This window comes from Vibrio panuliri (assembly GCF_009938205.1).
GTDB lineage: Bacteria > Pseudomonadota > Gammaproteobacteria > Enterobacterales > Vibrionaceae > Vibrio > Vibrio panuliri.
Map to the genome: position 1 here is coordinate 518221 of NZ_AP019654.1, position 23588 is coordinate 541808.

At 45.2% G+C, this 23588-nt stretch carries 15 protein-coding genes and 1 pseudogene; 8 read left to right on the forward strand and 8 right to left on the reverse strand.

Annotated features, from left to right (window positions below):
- Positions 1 to 27 precede the first annotated feature (27 nt).
- The 4 genes from GZK95_RS02440 to hemL form a co-directional block, all read right to left on the reverse strand.
- Positions 28 to 3411, reverse strand: a complete 3384-nt coding sequence (locus GZK95_RS02440; protein WP_075715574.1) for a response regulator — start codon at positions 3409 to 3411, stop codon at positions 28 to 30.
- A gap of 258 nt (positions 3412 to 3669) precedes the next feature.
- Positions 3670 to 4692, reverse strand: coding sequence for a 16S rRNA (guanine(1207)-N(2))-methyltransferase RsmC (gene rsmC / locus GZK95_RS02445; protein ID WP_075715573.1), 1023 nt, complete (start codon positions 4690 to 4692; stop codon positions 3670 to 3672).
- 179 nt (positions 4693 to 4871) lie between these two features.
- Positions 4872 to 5957 (reverse strand): AI-2E family transporter, encoded by a 1086-nt coding sequence (locus GZK95_RS02450; protein ID WP_075709875.1) that lies wholly within the window; start codon positions 5955 to 5957, stop codon positions 4872 to 4874.
- A gap of 427 nt (positions 5958 to 6384) precedes the next feature.
- Positions 6385 to 7680 carry a glutamate-1-semialdehyde 2,1-aminomutase gene (gene hemL, locus GZK95_RS02455; RefSeq protein WP_075709876.1) on the reverse strand — a complete coding sequence of 432 codons (1296 nt, stop codon included), beginning with the start codon at positions 7678 to 7680 and terminating at the stop codon, positions 6385 to 6387.
- A gap of 289 nt (positions 7681 to 7969) precedes the next feature.
- Between hemL and erpA the strand changes: the two genes are divergently transcribed.
- The 3 genes from erpA to GZK95_RS02470 all read left to right on the forward strand — a co-directional run bounded on the left by erpA (position 7970) and on the right by GZK95_RS02470 (position 12811).
- Positions 7970 to 8311 carry an iron-sulfur cluster insertion protein ErpA gene (erpA, locus tag GZK95_RS02460; protein ID WP_075649336.1) on the forward strand — a complete coding sequence of 114 codons (342 nt, stop codon included), beginning with the start codon at positions 7970 to 7972 and terminating at the stop codon, positions 8309 to 8311.
- Between the two features lie 265 nt (positions 8312 to 8576).
- The gene (locus tag GZK95_RS02465) at positions 8577 to 9683 is read left to right on the forward strand and encodes an efflux RND transporter periplasmic adaptor subunit (protein ID WP_075715572.1); all 1107 of its coding nucleotides are present in this window, start codon (positions 8577 to 8579) and stop codon (positions 9681 to 9683) included.
- 8 nt (positions 9684 to 9691) lie between these two features.
- Positions 9692 to 12811, forward strand: coding sequence for an efflux RND transporter permease subunit (locus GZK95_RS02470; protein WP_075709878.1), 3120 nt, complete (start codon positions 9692 to 9694; stop codon positions 12809 to 12811).
- A gap of 62 nt (positions 12812 to 12873) precedes the next feature.
- Here GZK95_RS02470 and GZK95_RS22465 read toward each other — a convergent pair.
- Positions 12874 to 13692: pseudogene (locus GZK95_RS22465) on the reverse strand (peptidoglycan DD-metalloendopeptidase family protein); the annotation flags it as partial.
- Positions 13693 to 14288: 596 nt separating this feature from the next.
- On the opposite strand from GZK95_RS22465, the gene tyrS reads away from it, so the two are divergent.
- Both tyrS and GZK95_RS02485 read left to right on the forward strand, forming a co-directional pair.
- Entirely contained in the window at positions 14289 to 15476 is a 1188-nt protein-coding gene (gene tyrS, locus GZK95_RS02480) for a tyrosine--tRNA ligase (protein WP_075715570.1), read from the forward strand.
- A 413-nt stretch (positions 15477 to 15889) separates the two neighbouring features.
- Positions 15890 to 16735, forward strand: a complete 846-nt coding sequence (locus GZK95_RS02485) for a magnesium transporter (RefSeq protein ID WP_075715569.1) — start codon at positions 15890 to 15892, stop codon at positions 16733 to 16735.
- Here GZK95_RS02485 and dacB read toward each other — a convergent pair.
- Both dacB and GZK95_RS02495 read right to left on the reverse strand, forming a co-directional pair.
- Entirely contained in the window at positions 16714 to 18141 is a 1428-nt protein-coding gene (gene dacB / locus GZK95_RS02490; protein ID WP_075715568.1) for a serine-type D-Ala-D-Ala carboxypeptidase, read from the reverse strand. The genes GZK95_RS02485 and dacB overlap by 22 nt on opposite strands.
- A 101-nt stretch (positions 18142 to 18242) precedes the next feature.
- Positions 18243 to 19313, reverse strand: coding sequence for a porin (locus GZK95_RS02495; protein ID WP_075715567.1), 1071 nt, complete (start codon positions 19311 to 19313; stop codon positions 18243 to 18245).
- 523 nt (positions 19314 to 19836) lie between these two features.
- Between GZK95_RS02495 and greA the strand changes: the two genes are divergently transcribed.
- Entirely contained in the window at positions 19837 to 20310 is a 474-nt protein-coding gene (gene greA, locus GZK95_RS02500) for a transcription elongation factor GreA (RefSeq protein ID WP_075709884.1), read from the forward strand.
- Between the two features lie 68 nt (positions 20311 to 20378).
- Here greA and yhbY read toward each other — a convergent pair whose 3' ends face one another.
- Entirely contained in the window at positions 20379 to 20675 is a 297-nt protein-coding gene (gene yhbY, locus GZK95_RS02505) for a ribosome assembly RNA-binding protein YhbY (protein WP_075709885.1), read from the reverse strand.
- A 139-nt stretch (positions 20676 to 20814) separates the two neighbouring features.
- On the opposite strand from yhbY, the gene rlmE reads away from it, so the two are divergent.
- Both rlmE and ftsH read left to right on the forward strand, forming a co-directional pair.
- Positions 20815 to 21444 carry a 23S rRNA (uridine(2552)-2'-O)-methyltransferase RlmE gene (gene rlmE, locus GZK95_RS02510; protein ID WP_075709886.1) on the forward strand — a complete coding sequence of 210 codons (630 nt, stop codon included), beginning with the start codon at positions 20815 to 20817 and terminating at the stop codon, positions 21442 to 21444.
- A gap of 107 nt (positions 21445 to 21551) precedes the next feature.
- Positions 21552 to 23531 carry an ATP-dependent zinc metalloprotease FtsH gene (gene ftsH, locus GZK95_RS02515; RefSeq protein WP_075713690.1) on the forward strand — a complete coding sequence of 660 codons (1980 nt, stop codon included), beginning with the start codon at positions 21552 to 21554 and terminating at the stop codon, positions 23529 to 23531.
- Positions 23532 to 23588: the final 57 nt, after the last annotated feature.

Genomic DNA, 23588 nt, shown 5'->3' on the forward strand with positions numbered 1-23588 from the left:
TGAGTTTTTTTCCAGCTTACGATGTGTCTAAGTTGTTAGCAGATGCTGAAGCTTGTCTCGAAGCTCTTCTATTTTACTGCGTTGTGGTGTCATCGCTGAGCAGTGGCTAAGGATGTATTCAAGTGAGTTGAGTACAGTGCGCCAGCGAGGGGTTTTAGGCAGCGTTTCAATACGTAAGTATTTGTCTAAAGTTCGCGTTTGCAGAGTGCTTCGGTCTAGGTAGACGCGCCATAAGCCACTTTGTTCGGCAAAAGTAAACTTACTATGGCCGGTTGAGCTTTCCCAGTAGTCTAGAGCATTGGTCATGGCATCAACCAACACTTCGCGCATTAGGTCTTGTTTGGACTTTTGATCACCTGCGACGCGGTCTGCAAGACGAGTAAACTCGCCGCCGAGCTCTTTGAGTTGTTGCAGCTTCGCTTTGTCGCCATCAAAGGCATAACTACTCAGAGCGTCAATGGCCGTCTCGAGATTGTTAATACGTGCAGCATTAGCTCCACCACCGTGATCAAAGATGTACATTGACTTAAGGCCAGAGGCATCAGGTAAGCGCAAAATATCCCCATCAATATGTTGGCGAGTATCGCCAATATAGATATCGACCTTGCCGCAGTAGTGATCTTGCTTGATATCGATAAACTTGGGAGAGAGCAAATCTTCGGCAATCGAGCGTTTTAGCTGTTCAACTGAGCGCTTAAATAACCTTGCAGCGGCTTCGTTAGCAAAACGAACTTTGCCATCTGCTCGGGTGCAAATAATCGCTTCTGGTGCAGACTCTAGCTGCTCTAGAAGTCGGCCTTGAGTCTCAATCAAGCTCGCTTCAATTGCGGAGCGTTGGCGTAACTCATCTTGAAGCTGTTGATTTTCCAGTCGTCGTTTTTCAGCTTGGCTTGCTGAGAGATGGACACGCATCCTAGCCGCAAGCTCTTGCTTATTAAAAGGTTTCGATAGGTAATCATTGGCACCAGAGTTAAACCCACGGATGCGGTCATCGGTTTGATTGAGCGCGGTTAACATGATGACAGGCAGCGAGATGCTATCGAACTGTTCACGGATCGCTTCACACACTTGATAGCCGCTAAGGCCCGGCATCATGACATCGAGTAATACCAGCTCCGGTTTTTCTTCTTCAATGGATTGCAGGGCCTCATAACCATCTTTAGCGGTACGAACTCGATAACCAGAGAGTTTTAAGAAACTATCCAGCACTCTCAGGTTTACCGGTTCATCATCCACCACGAGTAGCAACTCACCATCAGGGTTTTCAGGTAGGTTGGCCGCTTCACTTTCCTCTACTTCAAAGCTCTCAGGAGCCTTGAAATGCATGCTGTCATTATGACTGGCTAGTGCGATCTGCTCTTCTGTTGCCAGCGGTAAGGTAAAGCTAAATGTTGTGCCGACCATCGGTTGACTGCTGACATATAAGGAGCCTCCCATCAACTCGACAAGCTGGCGACTGATAGAGAGCCCAAGTCCAGCCCCTTGACGATAGCGGCTACTGTCATTACCTGCTTGAATCAGTGGTTCGAAAATATGTTCGAGTTGGTCTGCAGGGATTCCTTGGCCCGTATCGACCACTTGTACTCGCATTTTTGCGTCGACAATATTGGCGGAAATGACAATTTTTCCTTCACGGGTGTACTTAATCGCATTACCAACCAAATTATAGAGAACCTGCTCCACTCGTTGCGGATCAGCAGCAACCCATACAGGTTCAAGTGGAACTTGGTTGATGATACGTATTTGCTTACCGCCGAGTAGATGAGATGAGAGTTCGAGAACAAGGCGGGTTGCGCTCGATAAATCGACTGCGCTGGTATCAATATCCAGGTTGCCATAGCGCATTTTGTGATAGTCGAGTAAATCATCGACCAGTGTCGCTAAGCGTTGGCCGCTGCTGATAATAATATCTAATTGGTACTTATGCTCTGAACGGATTGGTCCATTGGCACCAGAAACTAAGGCTTCGGCAATACCTACCATACCATGCAGTGGTGTACGTAGTTCGTGAGAGGTAGTGGCAAGAAATTCATCTTTGAGTTTGTTCGCCAGTTGCAGTTCTTCGTTTTTGGTTTGAATCAGTTTGATGTTGCTTTCAAGCTCTTCATTCTGCTCTTTAATTAACTGCATTTTTTCTCTAATTGAACGCTGCATACGCTCAAAAGAAATCGCAAGACGACCAATTTCATCTTTACGCTCGGTATTGATTTCCGCATTTAGGTCACCGGCAGAGGCTTTCTCGGCTGACCAAGTCAATTTAAGTAATGGCGCGGTAATGAAGTTAGAAAGATAGTGGGAAGCGATCACCACCAACACTATCGCGAACAGCATGGCAAAGATAAATAGTGTTTCTAGTTGTTGAACGCGGGCAAAGGCTTCTTTCTCGGGAACTTCAACCACCAGTGCCCAATCCAAGCCTTTAGATTGGATATGACTATAGGCGGCAATGGTTTCTTCGCCCAAGGCATTGGTAAAGGTGCCAACCGCCGAAGTTTGCTTAAAGGCAGTATCGATTATGGATTGGTTGTTATCGACGTCTTGCTGCTGGTAAGAAAGAGTTCTGAGCTTGTTGTCAGTGCCGACTAACAGCGTTTTCATCGACCATAGGCCGTTATTGTCGGCAATTAAACGGGTAAGACTGTTGTTTGGCAATCGAAACATGGCGTAGCTGTGCAGATAGCCTTGCTGAATAATAGGAGCACCAATCCAAGCATAGCTTTTGCCGTTTTCAGACATAAAGTCAGAAAAAACCACAGGTGTATAGTCTGGGTTGTTTTTCTGATTGCGCGACACTTCGTCACGTAGTTTTTTAAACGCTAAACCAAGATTGCTATCTCGATATTTTCCATCAACTAAGTTTGTCCCAAAGTAGTCATGTTTAAAGATGGAATAAGTGACATTGCCATGAATGTCGACTAGCAAAATATCATCAAAATCAGAGCGTTTGAGTAGTTCCAAAAATGAACGATGGTAGCGGGTATGCAGCAATCGATAGCGCTCCGTACCATTAAAGATCGGTGATTCCGGCAATATTGATGTTTTGATTCTATCGCCAGAGCCTTGAATATAGCGCTTTTGTGCATATTCTCGAGCTTGATCGATGTCGAGCCCCAAACTCTGAAAGGCGTTAACTAATCCGTAGAAACGCCCACCGCTTGCATAGGCGAGTTCAGAGCGAACAAAGCCCATAACTTCTGACTCACGCGCATTGAGGTAGTCAGTGATTTGCTGGTGTTTACTATCTCGCACCGAAACGAGGTGTGAGGTACTTTGTTCCTGCAGGTCTTGACTATGAGAGTGCAAAAAGAAGAGTGCGATGACAGTCAATGGGGTGATACTAAGCGCTAAAAAAGCCGCCATTAAAGTATTTTGTAGACGCTTAAAGCGTTGTTTCCGATACAACTTAAACATAATAAGAGTACGACTTTCCATTAGTCTGGGCTTGATGCCGCTCAACGTTAAACTTGTATACCACTTATTGGAAGGCACTGAGTGAAAAGTGGGGTCACGTCAGTTTCAATTACTTGGGTATGGTTTTCCTAAAATGACAAAATTAACGAGTTTTTTTACTTTGACAAGTAAGTGCGACCTAAAGCGTGGTAGGCGACGCAGAATTTCGTTGTAGCAGGGAAGTATGCCCAGAAAAAAGGACTTTTCTGGGCAGGGTGATCAGTTTTTGGCGTAGTAAATAGCAAACTTGTTGGTCTTATTTAGCGTGTCGCATTTTCCAAAAGCTTGCTCAATAATTGGTGGGTACTGTAAAAAACTATTGGCAACAATCAGCAGTTCGCCATTTGGGGTTAGCTGTTTCGGCGCATCTCTTAGCAAGGTTTCTGTTGCACTATAGCTGGTGTCTAGTCCCGAATGGAAAGGGGGATTACTAATGATAAATTGGTAGTCATTGCTGCATGCTGAATAGACATCAGATGCAAACACTTTCCCTTGAAGATTATTGGCTGCCAGAGTCGCTTTTGATGATTCGATAGCGAGTGCACTAATGTCACACATTTCCAGTTCAATGGCTGGGTTAAGTGTTGCCATTACGCTGCCAATCACGCCAGCACCACAACCAAAATCCAAAACCTTATTGTTGAGTTGCGGCAATGTATCAAGCAGAAGTTTACTGCCAATATCAAATTCACCGTGGCTAAATACGCCTGGTAAGCTCTTGATAGTTAGAGTGTGTTCTTGGTAGTTGACTTGATAAGTTTTGAACCAATCTTGCAGGCTAAAAGGTTTCACTTCTTGGTGGCACTGCCCCCAATAGAAAGAGCAGCGACGGGCTGAATCGAATTTCTTGATCAAGCCATAAGGCTTAAACATTTTTTCAATACTTTTTACGCCTGAACGATTTTCTCCGACCACAACGATCTCGGTTCCTTGCCCTAGCTTTGCCATTAACATCGCCAGTAGATATTCCGCTTCCGCTTTCGCTTTTGGCCAATATAACAGCACCATATCGGCGTTAGTCTCTTGGCTAAATTCAGCCCCAAAACAAGATGAAATGCCGTTGCAACTTTGCAGTTGACGATGATAGCCATAGTTTGTCGTAAAGACTGTCACAGACTCGCAGTGTTTCGACAGCTCAACAGGAAACAGATCTTCGGCTTCGCCAGCAACTAGCACGTGTTTACCTTCGAAATAGGCAAGTTGACGTTCAGCAATTTGGCTAGGGGCAGTATAAGCAGACATGGGTTCGCTCAGTTAAAGAAAAAAGAGAGGCGATTTTCGCATAAAGCAACGCTGGGTGCTAACTTATCTATCCTTTCTTTGGCAAGGATGCGTCAGCGCTATGTCCTTTCGGTATTGGGGAAATAGCGTATCAGCAGCCTTGGCTTTTAATACCAAGGCTGCGGGGAGGTAGAAGCGTGTTAGCTATTATCTTGTTTGGAAAGGAAATCAGAAAACTCTTCTTCGTAGATGTTAAAGAGCACCATGGTCACAGCAAAAATGATTGGGCCATAAATTAGGCCAATCAGGCCAAATAGATGCAGACCCCCAAGTAGTGAGAAGAAAATCATCAAGGTATTCATTCCGGCACTGCCTTGCATTAACAGTGGACGCAGCAGATTATCGATGGAACCGACAATGGCAACGCTCCAAACTAGCAAGAAGATCGCCCAAGTCGTGTCACCGGTAATAAATAGATAGATAGTGGCTGGAATCCAAATTAGCGCCGTGCCAACGACAGGAATAAAGGACGCAAAGCCCATCATGGTGCCCCAAAATAGCCCAGGGAAACCAGCCAACCACATACCAAAGCCGCCTGCGAGACCTTGTGCAATCGCGGTCAAGAAAGAGCCCATTACCGCTGATTTCGCAACTTTTTCTACTTCATTGAGCAGCTTATCTTCTTGGCTGCGAGAAAGGGGCAAAATGTGGCGCATCGCCGAGATGATTTTGTCGTGATCGCGTAGCAAAAAGAACAACACAAACAACATTAAGAAGAAAGACATCAAAAAGTTGGTGGCATCGCCGAGAATTTTGGCACTAAAACCAACAATATTACTGCCAAATGCGGTCGCAAACTGTGCCACTCGCTGAGCGATTTCTTGCGGCTGAATTTCTTCAAATGGGAGATAGGTATTGACTACCGATAATCCTTTCACCACCCAAGGGTGAGCGAAGACTTCTTGAATTCCACCATGGGTCACCCAGTAATAGACATTTTGGGAAAACACCGTGCCTTGCTGAACAATAGCGGCAAACACGAACAATAGAGGAATCACGATAATAAAAGTGAGTACCACACAAGAGAGAAATGAAACGAGGTTTTTGTGTTGAGGGAGCTTGCTTTCAATCCACTCATGAATCGGAAACATAAGCAGTGACAGAATAAATGCCATCACAATAGAGTTAACATAGGGCTCGATCAACAAAAAGCAAGCAAAGGCAGACGCTAACAGAGCGGCGACCAAAACCCAGTGTCCTGACGTAATTTTAACTTTTTCTGTCACAGTAGTGTCCAATTTATAGTTCAGATATACAGTATAACAAGGTGCTTGGTTCAAATGATCTGAATCCTGCATCTTGAAGTCACTTGAGTATATAATGGCTTGATACCTAAGCGACTTCAAGATGCTGATTTGAGAGTTTGAGACTCTTTCTAAGTCATCTTAATACGATAGGTGAGCCCGCATTGAAAAGGATAGGGCATTTTTTGCCAGTTAGTGTCAATCTACTGTGCAGGTTAGGTCTTGGTTTGAATGGCGAGAGAGGCAAGTGATGGGATGTTGTAATAACGATAAATGCAGTGGTGAAAATGCAAAAGCGAGTAAAAAGCGCATTCCTTGGTTTGCGTTGCTGATCTCAGCTTTGGTGCTGCTCGTTGCTGTTTACTGGCAATAAAAAGGCTGCCTAAGCAGCCTTATCTTGAAGATGTGATTATTTAGCTTCTTGAGCAAGAATAGCAAAGCAACGATCTGCTGCGCTGAGCGTCGCTTCAATTTCTTTGCTGCCATGAGCCAGAGAAGTAAAGCTAGCCTCAAATGCTGATGGCGCAAGATAAACACCGTAATCAAGCATCAAGTGGAAGAAACGCTTGAAGCGCTCAACATCACACTTAGTCACATCTTCGTAGCAAGTTACCGTTTCTTGGTCAGTAAAGAAGAAACCAAACATACCGCCAACTTGGTTTACCACTAGTGGAACACCATGTTTATCTGCCAACTGTTTAAAGCCTTCCGCTAACTGTTTAGTGATGTAAGCTAAACGCTCTTCGTTGCCTTCCGCGCGCAGTACATTTAGACAAGCAAAGCCTGCCGCCATGGCCACAGGGTTACCTGAAAGCGTACCCGCTTGGTAAACTGGACCTGTTGGTGCAATGTATTGCATCACGTCACGACGACCACCAAATGCCCCTACAGGCATTCCACCACCAATCACTTTACCAAGTGTGGTTAGATCCGGTTTGATGTTGTAATGAGCTTGAGCGCCACCAAGTGCTACGCGGAAACCAGTCATTACCTCGTCGAAGATCAATAGTGCGCCTTCTTGGTCACAGATTTCGCGTAGGCCTTGGTGGAAACCGTCAACTGGAGGAATGCAGTTCATGTTGCCGGCTACAGGCTCAACGATAATACAAGCGATCTCGTCTTTGTTAGCCGCAAATAGTTCACGTACAGAGTCAAGGTCATTAAAGGTTGCCGTTAGTGTGTACTTCGCAAAATCAGCCGGTACGCCTGGAGAGCTTGGTTGACCGAGCGTTAACGCACCAGAACCTGCTTTTACCAATAGGCTATCAGCGTGACCATGGTAGCAACCTTCAAATTTGATGATTTTGTCACGGCCAGTAAAACCTCGAGCTAAGCGAATTGCGCTCATGGTTGCTTCTGTACCTGAGCTCACCATGCGAACTTGTTCCATCGACGGAACCAACTCGCTTACCAACTCTGCCATGTTGATTTCAAGTTCTGTTGGTGCTCCGAAGCTCAAACCACGTTGCGCTGCGGCAATAACAGCTTCGCGAATAGCGACATGGTTATGGCCAAGAATCATTGGTCCCCAAGAGCCGACGTAGTCAATGTAAGCTTTACCGTCTGCATCAAAAATTAGAGGGCCATCAGCACGTTCAACAAATACTGGTGCGCCACCAACGCCGTTAAAAGCTCGAACAGGGGAGTTTACGCCGCCTGGAATGGTTTTTTGCGCTTTTTCATATAGGTCTGCTGATTTGGTCATTGAAATATCCTCTTTTGATTGCTCGGACCAAGTAGGTGGGCATTGTACCCCTCCTCACGAGGATGAAAAACGTTTTCCAACAAAATCTGGGTAAATTAAGATCTAACTTACGGAATGCTAATTTATAGAATCATTACTTTACGCATTCAATTACTCAATCGGCGGTGAATACTTGAACGCTGCACTCAGGTATTAGATAATCACGCTATCAATAAAACAAAACTGCTGCACAAACTATGACCCGACTCAGGCGATTCATAAGCAGTAGAGACAAGTGAGAGAGGTCGGTGTGAGCGAAGCCAATATTCCCCTAACATTTTCTGATGCAGCCGCGAAGCGCGTAAACACTTTGATTGCTGAAGAAGAAAACCCAAATTTAAAGCTACGCGTTTACATCACTGGTGGTGGCTGTAGTGGTTTTCAGTATGGTTTTACCTTCGATGAAAATGTGAATGATGGTGATACCACGATTGTAAACAGCGGTGTGACGCTGGTGGTTGACCCTATGAGTCTACAGTACCTGATTGGTGGCGAAGTTGATTATACCGAAGGTCTGGAAGGATCGCGTTTCTTCGTCAACAACCCTAATGCCACGACGACTTGCGGTTGTGGTGCGTCATTTAGCGTTTAACGCCCAGCAAGACGTTAGAGTGAAAAGCTGCCAATGGCAGCTTTTATTTTACCTATTGCATAAATTGAACAAATAATGATCAGTGTCATATTTGTTGTCGTTATAGAAAAGAGAATATTTTGTAAACTTGTCATCTCAATCAAGCTTGTTATGCTAGCCAAGAAGAAAAGATTAATGTGGTCCTTTTTGAACAAAAAACTATAAAAAACAGTAAAAAGGAATCTTAAGCACGCTGGATGTCGCTTATGTAGTTTTAAGGATAGTTATGGCTAAGTTGTCTATATTTCGTTTTTTATCAGTCCGACCTGTTTTTATCTCGCTAATTTTAGTTGTTCTGCTAGGTATATGGTTGGCAATGGGCGTCAACTCACACTCTCAAGAAGTGACGCCATCCACTGCAGAGCAAGAGAGAGAAGTTCCTCTTGCCCGAGTCTCCTTCAATACGTTTAACGCCCAATCGACGCATAAAACGATTGACCTTTACGGGCGAACCGCACCCGATCGCGAAGCGAAATTAGGGGCGGAAATTGCAGGCAAAATCGTCAATCTTGTCGTCAATAAAGGTGACCGAGTCAAACGCAACCAAGTGATTGCGGTGATTGATAAAGGTGATCTGGCGATTCAACTCAAACGGGCTGAAGCGATGCTTACGGTTCGTGAGAAAGAGTTTAAAGCAGCGCAATCACTGAAAAGCAAAGGCTTGCAAGGTGAAGTTGCGTTTGCGAATGCACAAGCACTATTGGTCGAAGCCAAAGCAGTTGTGAGTAATGCCAAGTTGGCTCTACGTAATACTCAGGTCAAAGCACCGTTTGATGGCGTGGTTGATCACCTCTTTATCGAGCAAGGAGACTTTGTTGGCATCGGTGATCCGGTCGCGACCTTAATTGATCTGGATAAGATCGTGATTGAAGCTGATGTGAGTGAGCGGCATATCCAAGAGATCAAAATTAACCAACCTGCGACCGTTCGCTTTATTAATGGGCAAACCACTCAAGGTGTGGTGCGTTATATTGCGCGAGTCTCATCCTCTTCGACAAATACATTCCCAATTGAAGTGGAAGTCGAAAATCCACAACAACTTATTCCTGCAGGTGTGAGTACTGAGGTTGAGTTGAACCTTCAAGACCAATTGGCGGTCAAGATCACGCCAGCCATGTTAGCGCTAGATGAGGCGGGCAATCTTGGCGTAAAAACCTTGATTGAGCAAAATACGGTGAAGTTTATACCGATCCAGTTGGTCAAAGCAGAGCAAGATGGCGTGTGGCTGACAGGATTGGGTGAGCAAGTCGATATTATTACGACAGGACAAGGTTTTGTTCGCGATGGTGACCAAGTGATTGCGGTGCCAAGCACTGAGTCAAAAGCTCAATAGGGGGTCGCATGTTTAGTCTAATTGATGCGGCGCTTTCTCGTACGCGAACCATGATGGTGCTGTTGGTGTTTATTTTGATTGCTGGTGTGATCACTTATGTCACCATCCCCAAAGAGTCGAGTCCTGATATCACCATTCCCATTATTTATGTATCAGTAGGACACCAAGGTATTTCACCGGTTGATGCTGAACGTCTGTTGGTGCGCCCGATTGAGCAAGAATTGCGCTCAATTGAAGGGGTGAAAGAGATGACGGCAACGGCCTCTGAGGGACATGCCTCAGTTATGTTGGAGTTCTCCGTCGGCGTGGATCTCAACAAAGCCATGGCAGATGTGCGTGAAGCGGTTGACCTCGCTAAGCCCAAACTACCTGAAGATAGTGATGAGCCTACGGTTAATGAAGTGACTCTGGCGGCAGAAGAGCCCGTCTTGTCTTTGGTGCTCTATGGAACTGTGCCAGAGCGCACAATTGTCCAAATCGCCCGTCGATTGCAAGATAAGCTAGAAAGCTATCGCCAAGTGCTTGAAGTGGATATCGCGGGTGACCGTGAAGATATTGTCGAAATTATCGTTGATCCGCTTTTGATGGAAAGTTATGGCTTGGATCAAGCGGATATTTACAACCTGATTGCCCTCAATAACCGCGTGGTGGCAGCCGGATTTGTTGATACCGGATATGGACGCTTCTCGGTCAAAGTCCCTTCGGTATTTGATTCGATCAAAGATGTCCTAGAACTGCCAATTAAAGTCGATGGCAAGCAAGTGATTACTTTTGCTGATGTTGCGACCGTTCGACGCGCGTTTCGTGATCCGGAAAGCTATGCCCGTTTAGATGGTGAGTCAGCCGTTGTTCTTGACGTAAGTAAACGAGCTGGTGAAAACATTATTGAGACTGTGGCTCTGGTTAAAGCGGTATTAAGTGAGGCGCAAAAGAGCACTCAGTGGCCCGATAATTTATTGGTTAAATACACCTGGGATCAGTCAGACGATGTCAAAATGATGTTGAATGACCTGCAAAACAATATTTTGTCAGCGATCATCTTAGTGGTGATTGTGATCATCGCGATTCTAGGTATGCGAACCGCATTGTTGGTGGGTATATCTATACCGGGGTCTTTTCTTGCTGGCTTACTCGCGCTGTCAGTGTTTGGTGTCACCATTAATATTATCGTGTTGTTCTCCTTTATTATGGCGGTTGGCATGCTGGTTGATGGTGCGATTGTGGTCACGGAGTTTGCTGACAGGCGTATGCAAGAAGGGACACCGAGAAAACAAGCCTATCGTGATGCAGCAAAGCGGATGGCTTGGCCTATTACCGCCTCAACGGCCACAACGTTAGCGGCGTTTGCTCCACTGCTATTTTGGCCTGATATCACTGGCGAGTTTATGAAATTTCTCCCACTGACTTTGATTGCGACGCTGTTTGCCTCCTTGGTGATGGCCATGCTGTTCGTTCCGGTGCTTGGGGGGATGTTTGGCAAACCACAACATGTCACTCAGGTGAGCAGAGAGCGTATGGTTGCTCTGCATGACGGAGATTTTTCTCAGGCTACAGGGATTACTAAGCTTTATTATCAAACGCTTAATGTTGCTTTGAGCCATCCTGTCAAAATTCTATTGTTGGCGGTTGCATTAGCATTTGGGGTTGGTGCAGCTTATAACAAGGCCGGGCTTGGCGCCGAGTTTTTCCCTGAAGTTGACCCGCCATTTTTTACCGTAAAAGTGCGTTCATACGGTGATCTATCGATCAACGAAAAAGATAACATCATGCGCGATATTGAACAGATGATGTTGGGGCATGATGAGTTTGAAAGTGTCTACACTCGCACTGGCGGGGATGATGAAATCGGTCAGATCCAAATCACTCCCGTTGATTGGCAGTATCGTCGCAAAGTCAAAACCATCATTGAAGAACTTAAGCAACAAACTGACCAATATGCAGGTGTTGAGATTGAGTACAAATTCCCAGATGCGGGTCCACCTGTGGAAAGTGATTTGGTGATTGAAATGTCCGCTCTCAACTTAAATGATCTCGATAGCGCGGCAAAGCAAGTTCGTGAGTGGGCGAATAACTACGCTGCACTGACCAATATTAGTGACAACTCAAGCAAAGATGGGATTGATTGGCAGATTGATATTCGCCGTGATGATGCTTCTCGCTTTGCCGCCGATGCCACCCTAGTGGGTAATACGGTGCAGTTTGTTACCAATGGTTTGAAAATAGGCGATTACCTGCCAGACGATTCGAATGAAGAAGTCGATATCATTGTTCGTTATCCAGAAGATAAGCGTGATATCGGCAAGTTTGATGAGCTGCGAGTTAAGACGGCGATGGGGATGGTACCTCTGACTAACTTTGCGAGTATCGTACCAGACCATAAGCAAGATACGATTCATCGCGTCGATGGGCATCGCATCATAAGCATCAAGGCAGACATAAAAGAGGGCTACAACCTTGCCCTTGAGTTGCCCAAGATTGATGAGGCGCTGAGCCAAATTGATTTTGTTGATGGTGTGGAGTTTAAGTTGCGTGGGCAAAACGAAGAGCAAGAGAATTCATCCGCGTTTTTGCAGTCAGCCTTCTTAGTTGCATTAGTCGTGATGGCGCTGATCCTAATTACTCAGTTCAATAGTTTTTATCAAGCGTTCTTGATCTTAAGCGCAGTGTTATTCTCAACTGTTGGGGTTTTTGCAGGATTACTGATCTTCCAACGTCCTTTTGGGGTCGTGATGTCAGGGATCGGCGTGATTGCCCTTGCGGGGATCGTGGTCAACAACAATATTGTATTGATTGATACCTACAATCAGTTGCGTCGGCGCGGCCTAGAGAAGCGAGAAGCAATATTACGCACAGGTGTTCAACGTTTAAGACCCGTCTTGCTCACTACGGTGACCACGATTTTAGGGTTACTACCCATGGTGTTGGAGATGAACATCGATCTGATCAATCAGAAAGTGGAGTTTGGTGCGCCAAGTACTCAATGGTGGTCACAACTAGCGACAGCAGTGTCTGGTGGGTTGGCGTTTGCTACCTTGCTCACTCTGGTGCTGACGCCTTGTTTGTTGATGTTAGGGCGAAATCAATTACCACAAGAGGATGACTCGCCGGTCGCTGCTGAGCAACCGTAAAATACTCAAGTGACTCTCGTAGAACTAAAAATAAAAAGCGCTGAATGATCAGCGCTTTTTTTCTAATTGTATGCCAACAGTTCGCGGTAGCGTTCCAGTTTCTTTAAACGTAGGTCGGCGTTTGCCATAAAGGTTTGCTTCGCTTTCCCGGTGAGAGATTTTGATTGTGGCAATTTTACGGTGCGAGCATTTTTATGTACGCCATTAACCAAAAACTCGTAATGGAGATGAGGACCGGTTACACGCCCAGTGCCACCTAAGGTACCAATAGTTTGTCCTTGTTTTACCCGCTGACCAGTTTTGACCATCCGGCGTTGTAGGTGTAGGTATTTGGTGATGTAGGTATTGCTGTGTTTTATAAACACATAGTTACCGTTGAACTGGTTGTAACTTGATTTTTGCACAATACCATCGCCAGCAGCCCAGATTGGTGTACCTACAGGTGCGGCGTAATCCGTCCCTCGGTGCGCTCGGACTTTCCCTGTGACTGGATGGCGTCGAGTTGGATTAAAGTTAGAAGTCACACGACGAAAATCGAGCGGAGAGCGGAGAAACGCTTTCTTCATTGCTCGACCATTCTCATCAAAATAGTTACCGGTTTTATCATCCAAAATGGCTTTAAATGTATCGCCTTGGTTGGTAAAAATTGCGGCGATAATTTGACCGCGCTCTACCACTTCACCTTCAACAATCTTTTCTTGGTAAAGAATCTTAAAGCTATCTCCTGAGCGAATATCGAGCGCGAAGTCAATATCCCAACCGAAGATACCGGCTAGCTCCATGATCTGATTTGCGGTTAATCCTGCGGACTTTGCAGCATTCCAGAAGTTAGAAGTGATCGAGGCTTCTGCGTAGTTGTATTGATAGTTGACCTCTTTGCTCTCGATGCCGCCTTGGTAGCCATCCGCTGTTTGGGTGATGACATAAGCTTCATAAGTATTAATTGGGCGTCGGATCTGCACTAAGTCATTATTGGCATCAAAACCAAACTGTAATACGTCACCGGGACGTAGCTTGGTTAACTGCGCTTTAATTTCTTTTCCCGAATTCGTTAGGTTATACAGCAGTCGTGATGAGAGTCCGGCGCGTTGGAAGACAACTGCAGCACTTTCACCAGAACCGACAGTAAACTTTTTCCACTCAAGTTGAGCCAATGGAGAAGTTTGCGTCGCGAGCGTTAAATTGGCGCCTTCAATTTCCAATGGATAAATTTTACCCACGTCGTAAAAGCCTTTTTCTTGGCGCAAAGACTGAGGTTCGGGTAATGCGAGCGCAACACCGATCAAGGCAATAAATAGGATAATCAGCGCTCGATGAATCCTTGGTAATCGAGCAAAAAGAGACAACATCGTATGTCCGTACTAAAAATTCGACAAAAAAAGCTAACTGCCTAGTCTAACTGGTTTCAAAAAGCATCGCTATTCAAGTAAGATGTAAAATTATCGAATTTTTGCCAAATCTGTGGGAGTGAACAAGAATGGCGAGTATTGAAGCAGCACTGGCCGAGATTAAGCGCGGTGTAGAAGAACTGATCCCTGAAGATGAACTGATTGCGAAGCTGAAAGAGGGACGTCCTCTTCGCATTAAGCTAGGTGCCGATCCAACAGCACCAGATATCCATCTTGGTCATACGGTTATTTTTAACAAACTGCGCACGTTCCAAGAGCTTGGACACGAAGTTACCTTCCTAATTGGTGACTTTACTGCGATGGTTGGTGACCCATCAGGTAAAAATACTACCCGTCCACCGCTAAGCCGTGAACAGGTTCTACAAAATGCAGAAACGTATAAAGAGCAGGTGTTCAAGATTCTTGACCCAGCTAAAACGACGATTTCATTTAACTCTGAGTGGCTATCTGAACTAGGCGCTGAGGGTATGATCCGCCTTGCTTCGCACCAAACTGTGGCGCGTATGCTAGAACGTGATGATTTTAAAAAGCGTTATGCTGGTGGTCAGCCAATTGCTATTCATGAGTTTATGTATCCGCTGCTTCAAGGTTATGACTCAGTTGCAATGGAAACTGACGTAGAGCTAGGTGGTACTGACCAGAAGTTCAACCTGCTAATGGGTCGTGAACTGCAAAAAGCTAATGGTCAAAAACCGCAAGCAGTACTGATGATGCCTCTTCTTGTTGGCCTAGATGGCGAGAAGAAGATGTCTAAGTCAGCAAACAACTACATCGGTATCAGCGAAGCACCAAGCGAGATGTTTGGTAAGATCATGTCAATCTCTGACGATCTAATGTGGAGCTACTACGAGCTACTATCATTCCGCCCGCTGGGTGAGATTGTACAGTTCAAAGCGGATGTAGCTGAAGGCAAAAACCCACGCGACATCAAAATCTTGCTTGCGAAAGAGATCATCGCTCGCTTCCACACTGAAGCAGATGCAGACGCTGCAGAGCAAGAGTTCATCAACCGTTTTGCTAAAAACCAAATTCCTGAAGATATGCCAGAGTTTGAGTTTGCAGCAGAAACGCCAGTGGCTAACTTGCTAAAAGAAGCGGGTCTATGTGCTTCAACTTCTGATGCAATGCGCATGGTTAAGCAAGGCGCGGCGAAGATGGATGGTGAAAAAGTTGCTGATGCAAAACTAACACCAGCAGCGGGCACTTATGTATTCCAAGTGGGTAAACGTAAGTTTGCTCGTATTACGATTAAGTAATCATTTATCTATGATTAATAAAGCGCCGTTATCGGCGCTTTTTTTATGCTATTTATCGCGATTTTTGTCTGTAATTTCAGCACAGTTTTGCTATCATGCTCGCGCTGCGAGAAGTGCAGCGATTTTGGAGACTTTTATGAACAATACCGACCATCCCCCTAGTATGAGGGGAGAAAAATAACCCGCTTCGGTATTGGCGTTTCCTCGTCTCTACCCAACGGGTAGAGCATCTTTTTGATCCCTCTTTTATTTTTCTCCTCTCTTTTCTAGATTCCAATATAGCCTTAATCAGAGTTCACTGTGTTGAGTTGTCGCTCATCAGGGAGCTGGGTGTTTTTCTGTTTTTGTCGGCAGACATCAGTGGGTGGCTATATTTGATGGTCGTTACCTTAAGCTAATCGGGAGATTCGCCCATGACGGTAATGAATAACATCTACGTGGAAAACTCACCAAACTTTTCAGTTGAGGAAATTGGTGCTGCAAGGAATGCATTTTTAAAATATGACCAAGCGCAGCAAGTTGATCTTCTCAAGGTTATGCCATTAGAAGAAGCGGTCGCGATCTTGCAGCATTGCTCAGTGGGCTATGTACAGCGGCTGATCTCTGATTTGGCGTTGCAGGGTAAAGATAAGTTGGCACGCCACTACGCAAACCGATTGGGATTGATTTACTCAGAAGGTATGCCAAGTCAAAGTTACTTGACCACCTCAGTTGGACAGCACGTTAAACAACGCATCGGTTGGATCATTGGTCTAGCACTTATGGGGATCTTATCTGGGCTTATTATCGCTCAATATGAAGATACCTTAAGTCAACTGGTGCTATTGGCGGTTTACATGCCTGTTATCGCTGCGGCGGGGGGCAATACCGGTACTCAAGCTGCAACGATAGTAATTCGTGGTCTGGCAACAGGAGAGATACGTAAACGGCAGTGGTTGTCCGTGTTGTGGAAAGAGAGCCGTGTGGCGATTTGCTTAGCCGTTGCTGTCGCGCTAGTGATTGTTGGACGAGTATTGATCTTCAGTGATATCAACAGTGCCGGTGGTTTTGATATTTATAGGGTTGCTTTGGCGATTGCCGTTGCGCTGTTTGTTCAAGTCACACTATCGACTTCATTGGGTGGTTTACTGCCGATTCTAGCGCGAGTGTGTAAACTGGACCCAGCGGTGCTTGTGAGTCCAGTATTAGCGTCAGTTGTCGATATTTCAGGTATGTGGATTTACTTTAGCGTAGTCAATTACTTCTTAGGACTAAACTGACTGTATTTGAGCACATCCTGATAGAACATTTGTTCAAACTGAGTGATTGGGGCGATGGTAGGTTTATCATCGCCCTTTTTGTCTGGTAAGTAGTCGGCGACAAACTGTACAAACAGCGTTGTTGGTTGGCCTGATTTATCTAAGCCATAACCTGCCATATTATAGCTACCATAAACCGAACCACTTTTGGCGACTAATTGACCCTTGATTGGCGCATTCCGCATACTGCTGCGGTACTTCAGTGTTCCGTTCTCACCAGCGGTGGGCATCAAGTCGACCAATCCTAATGTTTTGTCATGTTGCCAGATATAGCGCAGCACTGCCGCCATATCTTCACTGGTAAAACGGTTATTTCGCGAGAGTCCCGAGCCATCGGTGATCTTATTACGTTCTAGGTTAATCCCCGTCTGCTCGAGAATGACTTGTTTGATGGTTTGTGTCCCATTGTTATAGCTACCCGCTTGAGAAAAGTATTTGGCACCTAATGCTTTGGTTAGGTTGTCAGCGATGAGGTTGTCTGATTTTCTCAGCATGGTACGCAGTAAATCAGGCAACTTAGCGGAGTTATGGGTGGCTAACGGCTGATAATGGTTTGATGGGGGGGAGCCAATACGAATATTGCCATCAAGTTTTATATCAAGCTCACTTAGTAAGCTATGCACAGTGCGTTGTGTATATAGTGCCGGGTCTTGGACCGCAAACTTAAGAGGCAGGGGCTTACTGCGTTCAACAAGGCACCCTTGCAGTTGATAATGATTATCTGGCGAGACTTGCAGCTCCAAATCACAGCGAGTTTGCTCCTGTTGTTGTTTTGAGACAGTGATTGCTGTTGAGCTGACATAGATCGGAAAATGCTCTGGGGTATAGACGCGCGTTGAACCATTTTTGTTGGTGTAAATGGAGGCATTAACACAGTTTTCATCTAAAGAGACTGCGGAAGAAGGGGCGCTGTAGCAAACACCGATAATGTCCCAAGGCCACCCAATGGCTCTTTCGTACCCACTAAAGGCGCTATTATCTAACCAGATATCACCACGAATACGGCTAATACCTTGTTGTTTGCCTAAAGCCAGTAACTGTTTAAGATCTTCGCGTTGTAGGGTTGGGTCGCCACTGAAACGAATCACCACATCTCTTTGATCGCTCGCCAGTTCAGTTTTGAACTGGAAATCATCGCCCAATGCCAATTTAGTGGCTAATGCCGTGACCACTTTAAGGGTACTGGCTGGCGGAAAGAACTGGCTACGATTGGATGTAGTGAGATAAGGAGTTTCACCGTTAAGCGGCTCTATTGCGATGGAAACTCGACTTCCTTGGGGTAAGTAGTCGAGTGGTGCATAAGCTATGCTGTTGGTGGCGAACAAGGCAATGCTGCTAGCAAGAAGCAGGTGACGAGAAAAAGACATAATCTGAGTTAGTAGCCCGTTTGACGAGTGATGGTTTGAGTATATAAAAAAAACGCCTGCTAGCGAGCAGGCGTTTGATGTTTGTGACTCAAAGTCAGCAATTAGAAGTCGTAACGTAGACCTAGTGCTAGTTCGTCTTCAGAATCTGCTTTACCGATTTTGTGACCGTCAACGTTCTTATCATCTGCTGATAGAAGGTTGAAGTTGTACGATACATAACCGCGGAAGTTTGGCTTGAAGTAGTAAGTTGCATCAATTGCGATGTTATCTACAGCATCCGCTTTTTGACCAGAAGTTTTGTCTTTCGCTTCTAGGTAGTTGTATGTAGTGGTAAACACTGCTTGGTTGTAAGTGTATGCCGCTGCAAATTCGTAACCAGTGTTATCAATTTTCTCGCCGTTTGCTTTGTCTTTATCTTGACCATCAACAAACGTACCTGCGAAGTAGAAATCGTTGATAGTGTAAGATGCCGCTAGCATATATTGGCTACGATCCAATAGCACATCGTAATTGCCGCTGTCTTTTACGCTTTCAAATGCTTGGTTGCCATCTGCGTAACCTGCACCTAGTTTTACGCCGCTCTCGCCTAGCGCGTAGATTGCTGATAGTGAGTAGCCATCTGCATCGTTGTCAGATAGGTCACCATTAGCTGCTTCAAGACGGTCAGCAAAGCGGTAGCTTGCTTTTACACCTAGGTCAGCAAATTGACCTTTGTATGAAATCATGTTGTCTGAACGGTCTGCTACAGCGATTTTGTATGCTGCAGAGTTACCGTGGTAAGCCATGATATCCGTAAAGTCAGTGATAACGCCTAGTGCACCGTCGTTTTTACCGTAAGTGATTTCACCAAATGCACCACCTAGACCAGCGTATGCGTAACGGTTAGTTAGGTCGTTTGCGTCAGTATCAGTCGCGCGGCCATCATCGTTAGTGTTGAATTCACCTTCGTAGAAACCTACACCGTATAGACCGTCAGTGATTTGCGCTTTACCTAGGAAGTTTAGACGTACACGAGTCTTGTCTTCAGCTTTGCCATCTTTAAGTGATAGACGCGCTTCAGCGCGACCACCCATAGCGATCGAGTTGCCGTCTTGGTTGTAGATTTCAGAAGCGTTAGCGCCAGTTGCCAATGCTGCTGCTGATACTGCTAGGGCAATCAGAGTTTTGTTCATCTTAGTAATCCTAATTTATTGTCCATAAATATTGTTATGTCGAAATGAAGCAGAATTGTCCGGTACGCTTCGATTTCTTGCTTGAGTGCCACGCATACGTTTGACGTTTGATAAATCAATGAGTTGATGCTGAGGCATTTCGTGAATCAAGTTGTACCGCCAAAGTTCCCTATCTCGTTAGTAAAACGATATAAATTTGGATTTTGAACGCTGTTTTATTTGCCTGTTGTTTGTCTATGTGTATGTTATATAAAGTTTATTTTTGAATTTTTTCTTGCTGTTAAATTAGGCGTTATTTTGTTTTTTTTAGTCTTTTTGATTTAGAGTGAGGCGTGAGTTTGCATGTTTAGAAGTCAGAAATGTGACCGAATGTAAGATCAACACAGAGACAAATGGATTTAAGATGATTTAGCCGACAAGTTTGTTTACACTAGACTAAATGAATATGTGTATCGACTACCTAGTTCCTTGGAGCTGGGTAGTTTTATTTTGTCCAAAGCGTGCTTTGGCATAGAGGTATATGATGGAAAAGGTTCCAATGACAGTTGCTGGCGAGCAAAAGCTGCGCCAAGAACTTGATAGATTATTAAAGCTTCGTCCAAAGATTTCTGAAGCAATTGCAGAAGCGCGTGAATTGGGCGACTTGAAAGAAAACGCTGAGTATCATGCTGCTCGTGAAGAGCAGGGTATCTGTGAAGCTCAAATTCGTGACATTGAATATAAGCTATCTGTCGCGCAAGTTATCGACGTAACTAAGATGGAAAACACTGGTAAGATTATCTTTGGTGCGACCGTTACGCTGATTGATTGCGATACAGAAGACGAAAAAACTTACCAAATCGTCGGTGACGATGAAGCGGACATTAAGAGTGGCCGTATTTCAGTAAGTTCACCAATTGCACGAGGCCTTATCGGTAAAATGGAAGGCGATGAAGTTGTTATCTCTACGCCTGGCGGTGAGCGCGACTTCGAAATTGATCGCGTTGAATACATTTAAATGTATTGATTGGTTCAAATGCAAAAAGGTCGCCTAGGCGACCTTTTTGTTGCGTTGTCATCGAGCAATTACTTACGTGGAAGCTCGATTTTGCGCTCTTCAGTTTGGCGGAAAAGAATCAGTGTCTTACCGATCACTTGTACTTTTTCTGCACCCGTTTCACGAACGATAGCATCAATAATCAAAACTTTTGTTTCGCGATCTTCAGATGCGATCTTCACTTTGATCAGTTCGTGGTGATTCAGTGCAATTTCAATTTCCGCTAGAACAGCTTCCGTTAGTCCGTTTGCGCCTAGAAGCACGACAGGTTTTAAGCTGTGCGCTAGGCCTTTTAGGTGCTGCTTTTGTTTGGTGCTTAGGTTCATTACGCGGCCAATTTTCTATAGAATAAGGGTTGAAAAAAGCTATTTTAACGCCATCTAATGGCAAAGACTATAATTTATTGAGCAATAGGCGTCGCCTATTACAACAATAGCTCCATATTTGTCCCTTGTTGAGATTAAAATGAGTAAACAGAAACACTCGGCCAGTTCCGGCCGTTGGTTGAAGGAACACTTCGACGACAAGTATGCCAACGAAGCTCGTAAAAAGGGCTACCGTTCTCGCGCTTACTTCAAGATTGAAGAGATCCAAGCAAAAGATAAATTGTTGAAATCTGGGATGACTGTCGTCGATTTGGGCGCTGCTCCAGGTGGTTGGTCTCAATATGCTGCTAAAATAGTAGGAGAGGAAGGTCAGATTATTGCATGTGACCTACTTCCAATGGACCCAATTGCTGGTGTGAGCTTCCTGCAAGGTGACTTTAGAGACGATGCTGTACTTGAAGCTCTGCTCGAAAGAATCCAACCAGCGATGGTGGACGTAGTAATGTCAGACATGGCACCCAATATTGCGGGTAATAACTCGGTAGACCAGCCACGCGCTATGTATTTAGTTGAACTTGCGTTGGATATGTGTCGACAAGTTCTAGCCACAAATGGTAGCTTTGTCGTAAAAGTCTTTCAGGGAGAAGGATTTGATCAATACGTGAAAGAAGTTCGTGAAATGTTTACAACGGTAAAAGTTCGTAAACCTGACTCTTCGAGAGCGCGCTCCCGAGAAGTCTTTATCGTAGCCACTGGTTACAAAGGTTAACTATTTGCTTATCTAAGCGGTCGTTAACACTATAGCTACAGTCTAAGAACTGTAGTACCCTACCTTTAATTACAATTAGTTATCGCGAGGCTGACACCTTGAGTGACATGGCAAAAAATTTAATTCTGTGGCTAGTAATCGCCGTAGTGTTGATGTCGGTTTTCCAGAGCTTCGGGCCAAGTGAAAATAGCGGCAGAGCGGTTGATTACACTACATTCGTACAGGAAGTTGGCCAAGGCCAGATTCAAGAAGCAACTTTTAAAGATGGCGAGATCTCTTTCGTTCGTCGTGGCGGCGGTGCTAAATACGTTACCTACATGCCGGTGTACGATCAGAAACTTCTTGATGACCTAATCAACCAAAATGTGAAAGTACAAGGCACTCCACCAGAAGAGCAAAGCCTTCTAGGTACTATCTTCATCTCATGGTTCCCAATGATCTTACTGATTGGTGTATGGATTTTCTTCATGCGTCAAATGCAAGGCGGCGGCGGTAAAGGCGCAATGTCCTTCGGTAAGAGTAAAGCTCGCATGATGAGTGAAGAGCAAATCAAAACAACATTTGCTGACGTTGCAGGTTGTGATGAAGCAAAAGAAGATGTGAAAGAGCTGGTCGATTACCTACGCGATCCAAGTCGCTTCCAAAAGTTGGGTGGTAAGATCCCAACAGGTGTGTTGATGGTCGGTCCTCCAGGTACGGGTAAAACACTATTGGCAAAAGCGATTGCTGGTGAAGCTAAGGTACCATTCTTTACTATCTCAGGTTCTGACTTCGTTGAAATGTTCGTCGGTGTAGGTGCATCTCGTGTACGTGACATGTTTGAACAAGCGAAGAAAGCCGCACCTTGTATCATCTTTATCGATGAGATCGATGCGGTAGGTCGTCAACGTGGCGCGGGTGTTGGTGGTGGTCATGATGAACGTGAACAAACACTAAACCAAATGCTAGTAGAGATGGATGGTTTCGAAGGTAACGAAGGTATTATCGTTATCGCGGCAACTAACCGTCCTGACGTACTTGACCCTGCACTACTTCGTCCTGGTCGTTTTGACCGTCAAGTTGTTGTAGGTCTACCAGACGTTCGTGGTCGTGAGCAGATCCTGAAAGTTCACATGCGTAAAGTACCGCTAGCGGGTGATGTAGAACCATCGCTAATCGCACGTGGTACTCCAGGCTTCTCGGGCGCAGACCTAGCTAACCTAGTTAACGAAGCGGCTCTATTTGCTGCGCGTGGTAACAAACGCAACGTTTCTATGGTTGAGTTTGAACTGGCGAAAGACAAGATCATGATGGGTGCAGAGCGTCGTTCAATGGTGCTTTCAGAAGAAACCAAAGAATCGACTGCCTACCACGAAGCGGGTCACGCTATCGTTGGTCGTCTAGTTCCTGAGCACGATCCTGTGTACAAAGTGTCTATCATTCCACGTGGTCGTGCGTTGGGTGTGACTATGTACCTACCAGAGCAAGATCGCGTAAGTATGTCTCGTCAGCATCTAGAATCGATGATCTCGAGCCTATACGGTGGTCGTCTAGCTGAAGAGCTGATTTACGGTGCCGATAAAGTTTCAACAGGTGCTTCGAACGATATCGAACGTGCCACTGATATCGCTCGTAAGATGGTGACTCAATGGGGCTTCTCTGAAAAACTGGGTCCGCTACTTTATGCAGAAGACGAAGGTGAAGTGTTCCTAGGTCGCAGCGTGACGCAAACTAAGCATGTATCAGACGATACGGCGAAGTTAATCGACGATGAAGTTCGTAAGATTATCGACCGCAACTATGACCGTGCGAAGAAGATCCTAGAAGAAAACATGGATATCATGCACGCGATGAAAGATGCGCTAGTGAAATACGAAACCATCGACGCGGGTCAAATTGATGACTTGATGGAACGTAAAACCGACATTCGTGAGCCTGCTGGTTGGGCAGACAGTCTGAGCAACAAATCTGATGATAAGCCTCAAGCAAAACCTGAGGTGAAAGAAGAAGCTCAAGAGAAACCACAGCAGCCTGAAGAAACGGCAGAGCAACCAACTTCTCAAGAAAGCACTTCAACTGAAGCGACTGAGAAAAAAGACTCTGAGTAACCCGTTACTTAGTATTAAACCCCGAGGAAACTCGGGGTTTTTGTATTTATACCCAAG